A 1,661-nucleotide genomic window follows, 5' to 3' on the forward strand; every position below is an offset into this window, starting at 1 on the left:
CCTCGGTCTTTCATTTGGGCGTCGGTTCATAGGTGCTATTCGATGGAAGTGATTCGGGTATTTGTGGCTGGTTTGAGGGCATGCTGAGTACCCGGCGCGAGGCCGGGTTCCTCCGTTTGCTTGGTCGGGGTGTGAGCCGCCGGGTCAGCCGGCGGGCCGGGGTAGCGCGGCGAGCTTGCTGAATGCGCTGGTCAGGGCGTCGGTCCAGGGCCAGTTGGCGGCGATGGCGAGGCAGGTCCGCCGGGCGGTGCGGGTGATCCGGGCGGCGACGTGCAGCAGCTGGTAGCGCAGTTTCTTGGGTTCGGTGCTGGCGAGATCGCCGTCCAGAAGCAGAGTTCGGGTCCAGGCGAGTAGGTCGATTCCGGTCAGCGCGAGTTGCAGCCAGGCCTGGTTGATCGCGAAGATGCGGGACGGGAACCGGCCGAAGCCGGTGTTCTTGCCGGTGCGGATGCGGTCTTCGACGCGGGCGTGCGCCCGGTGCCGGGCTTCCAGGTGCTGGATGCTGCCACCGCCTGGCGGGGTGTCGGTGGCGACGACCTGGTGCCGCCAGCCTGCGATGGTGTCGAACAACGACAATTGAGCGCCGGGATGTGGGCGTTCGCGCCGGACCAGGAACCGGGTCCCTTCCGGCCAGCCGGCCGGGTCGAACGATCCGGTGATCTCGCAGACTTCGGCGTGTTCGCGCAGGTCACCATCAGTGTCGATGGCGGGAACCCAGCCGGTCGCCGCCTGGATCGCTGTCCGTACCGGTTCGGTGATCGCGGCGCCGACCGAGAACCGGATGTCGACCTGCTGCTGGCGCAGACCGCGGATGTGGGCGAGGAACCCGTGGCTGGAACCGGCCGAATCGGCGCGCAGCAGGATCGGGGTGCCGTGCCGGTGTGCGTCGGGAATTTGGGCCAGGGCCTGGTCGAGGACGGTGATGTGGTCGGTGGTGGTGTTGGATCCGGCCCGGCCTTCACGCAGCATGCCGGCGAGGGCTTCGCCGGTGTTGTCCAGGAAACACAGCAAGGGGTGGAAGCCGAACGTCTTTTTCCAGGTGCGGGTCGCTGATTCCTTCTCGGAGTGGCAGATCACGATGGTCGCGTCGATGTCCAGGACCAGGCCGTCGACCTGCTGGCCGGCCACCGTCGGTTGTGGGAAGTCGCCGCGGGTCTCGGCGTGCTGGGCCCAGGCGACCTCGCGGGCCTGGGCGCGAGCAGCCCGCAGTTCAGCGAGGATCGTGGCGTCGAGCTGCGACAGCAGTCGCCACGCGGTCGGGTCGGACGCGACCGGTCCGAACAGGGCCGGCTGGTTGCGCAGCACGGCCAGGTCCGCGATGGCCTCGCCGCCGTCAGCGAGCAGCACGGCCAGATCGACGGCGATCCGGCCGGGTTCATGATCGCGGCGGCGTTGCCGCAGCCTGGCCAAAGCCAGGCTGAACGCGCTGGTCAGCCCGGTCGCGTCGGCGAGATCGGCGAGCAGCCGGGCGCCGGCGTGACCGACCACGCCTCGCCCGCCGCCAGTAACGATGATCTTCGGACGTGTTGCGGTAGCCTGCACCCTGCAAGTGCCTTCCGTGACGGGACTATGGGACCTTCGACAAGCCCTATTTTCCCTGATCAGAAGGCACTTCTCTATTTCAGCCCAGCCCTTGGGCAGCCCTTAACGAAGGGCCGAGG

The 1,661-nt window shown here is 68.1% G+C and carries 1 protein-coding gene; it reads right to left on the reverse strand.

Annotated features, from left to right (window positions below; translation table 11 throughout):
- Positions 1-144 precede the first annotated feature (144 nt).
- Positions 145-1,542 (reverse strand): IS1380 family transposase, encoded by a 1,398-nt coding sequence (locus Apa02nite_RS50685; RefSeq protein ID WP_425548463.1) that lies wholly within the window; start codon positions 1,540-1,542, stop codon positions 145-147.
- Positions 1,543-1,661: the final 119 nt, after the last annotated feature.

Source organism: Actinoplanes palleronii (assembly GCF_016862315.1).
GTDB lineage: Bacteria > Actinomycetota > Actinomycetes > Mycobacteriales > Micromonosporaceae > Actinoplanes > Actinoplanes palleronii.